Origin of the sequence: Kitasatospora sp. NPDC056446 (genome assembly GCF_042796115.1) — a bacterium.
Classification (GTDB): Bacteria; Actinomycetota; Actinomycetes; order Streptomycetales; family Streptomycetaceae; genus Kitasatospora.
In genome coordinates, this window is record NZ_JBHTRF010000170.1 from 1 (window position 1) to 2,454 (window position 2,454).

Genomic DNA, 2,454 nt, shown 5'->3' on the forward strand with positions numbered 1-2,454 from the left:
GGAGGTCGGTCCTGATGGGGTGTTGTCGGGGTTGATCGGTCGGGTGTCGTCGGGGGTTTCGGCGGTGGCGTTGGGTCGTCGTGCGGGTGACGAGGCGCGGACGCTGGTGGAGGGTGTCGGGGAGTTGTTCGCGGCCGGGGTTCCGGTGGACTGGGAAGCGTTCTTCGAGGGGCGGGGTGCGCGTCCTACCGCGTTGCCGACGTATGCCTTCGACCACCGGCACTACTGGATCGCCGACGGTTCGGCACCCCGGACCGGCGCCGAGCCGGCCGAGCCGACCGAGCAGGCAGGGCCGGCCGCACCTCCGGCCGGTCTGGCCGAACGGCTCGCCGCACTCGACGAGGCCGACCGGGCCGCCCACGTCCTGGAGGTCGTCACCGAGCAGACCGCCGCCGTGCTCGGCCACGCCGACGCCCGGGCGGTCGATCCCGAACGGCCCTTCGCCGAGCTGGGGTTCGACTCGCTGACGGCGGTGGAGCTGCGCAACCGGGTCAACCGGGTCAGCGGACTGACGCTCGCCGCGACCCTGGTCTTCGACCACCCCTCACCGAGCGCCCTCGCGGAGTACCTGCGGGCCCGGTTGAGCCCCGAGAACGAGCAGTCCCTCGATGACCTGTTCGCGTCCATCGACAGCGAACTCGGCCCGGAAGCGAGCTGACCCACCGTGACCACCCCCAACGAGCAGAAGCTCGCCGACTACCTCAAGCGGGTCACCGCCGAACTGCGCCGCACCCGCGAGCGCCTCGCCCAGGTGGAGGCCTCCGACGACCCGATCGCCGTCGTCTCCGCGGCCTGCCGCTACCCGGGCGGCGTCCGGTCGCCCGAGGACCTGTGGCGGCTGGTCGCCGACGGTGTCGACGCCATCGGCGACTTCCCGGCCGACCGCGGCTGGGACCTCGCCGACCTGGCCGTCCGCTCCGACACGAACCGCGGCGGATTCCTGTACGGCGCCGGGGAGTTCGACGCCGCGCTGTTCGGGATGTCGCCCCGCGAGGCGCTGGCGACCGACCCCCAGCAGCGGCTCGCCCTCGAAGCCGCCTGGGAGGCCGTCGAAAGCGCGGGCATCGACCCGACCGCCCTGCGCGGCAGCCGGACCGGCGTGTTCCTGGGCTTCGCCGGCCAGTCCTACACCGACATGGACTCCGGCTCCGACGACCTGCGCGGCTACCTGCTGGCCGGCAGCGCCGCGAGTGTGGCGTCGGGTCGGATCGCGTACGCGTTGGGGTTGCAGGGTCCGGCGATCACGGTGGACACGGCGTGTTCGTCGTCGTTGGTGGCGTTGCACCTGGCGGCGCAGTCGCTGCGGCGCGGCGAGTGCACCTCGGCCCTGGTCGGCGGCGTCACCGTGATGTCCACCCCCGGGGCGTGGATCGAGTTCTCGCGTCAGCAGGGGTTGGCGGTGGACGGGCGGTGCAAGTCGTTCGGGGTGGGTGCGGACGGTACGGGGTGGTCCGAGGGTGTGGGTGTGCTGGTGTTGGAGCGGCTGTCGGATGCGCGTCGTCTGGGGCATCCGGTGGTGGGGTTGGTGCGGGGTTCGGCGGTGAACTCGGATGGTGCGTCGAATGGTTTGACGGCGCCGTCGGGGGTGGCGCAGGAGCGGGTGATCCGTGCGGCGTGGGCGGATGCGGGTGTGGTGGGTGCGGATGTGGAGTTGGTGGAGGGGCATGGGACGGGGACTCGGTTGGGTGATCCGATCGAGGCGGGTGCGGTGCTGGCGACGTACGGGCGGGAGCGGGGTGGTCGTGGTCCGGTGTGGTTGGGCTCGCTGAAGTCCAACATCGGCCACACCTCCGCGGCGGCGGGCGTCGGCGGAGTCATCAAGGTGCTGCAGGCGATGCGGCACGAGCGGATGCCGCGCACTCTGCACGCGGAGGAGCCCAGCCGCGAAGTCCAGTGGGAGGAAGGCGAGGTGCGGCTGCTCTCGGAGTCGCGCTCGTGGCCGCGTGAGGCGGGCCGGGCCCGGCGGGGCGCCGTGTCCTCGTTCGGGATCAGCGGCACCAACGCGCATGTGATCCTGGAGGAGGCGCCCGAGCCGGAGGCCGTACCGCAGGCCGGGCAGGACATCGCGGCGGACCACGGCACCGGCGCCACCGACGGTGTGTCGGCCCCCGTCCTGCCGTTCGTCGTGACGGCCGCCACCCCCGGCGCCCTGCGCGGTCAGCTCGGCCGGCTGCGCGACCACCTCGCGGACACCGACGGGGCCGCCCTCGGTGACGTCGCGTCCGCGCTGGCCGGCACCCGCGCCACCACCCTGCCGTACCGGGCCGTGGTGGCCGCGCGTACCGGCAAGCAGCTGCTGTCCGCCCTGGACGCCGCCGCCGTCGCCCCCGCTCCCGAACCCGCCGGCCGGCCCCGGCTCGGTGTGGTGTTTGCGGGGCAGGGGGCGCAGTGGGCGGGGATGGGTGGGGGTTTGGTGGGTGGTTTCCCGTTGTTCGGGCGGGTGTTCGGTGAGGT

General features: G+C 73.5%; 2 protein-coding genes. Both read left to right on the forward strand.

The features are described 5' to 3' along the window. The first annotated feature begins 193 nt into the window (after positions 1-193). Complete coding sequence (locus ACFQ6N_RS40250) at positions 194-658, forward strand: acyl carrier protein (RefSeq protein ID WP_380659121.1); 465 nt, start codon at positions 194-196, stop codon at positions 656-658. A 6-nt stretch (positions 659-664) separates the two neighbouring features. Then, the coding region (locus ACFQ6N_RS40255; protein ID WP_380659122.1) for a type I polyketide synthase at positions 665-2,454 on the forward strand (1,790 nt) is incomplete at its 3' end.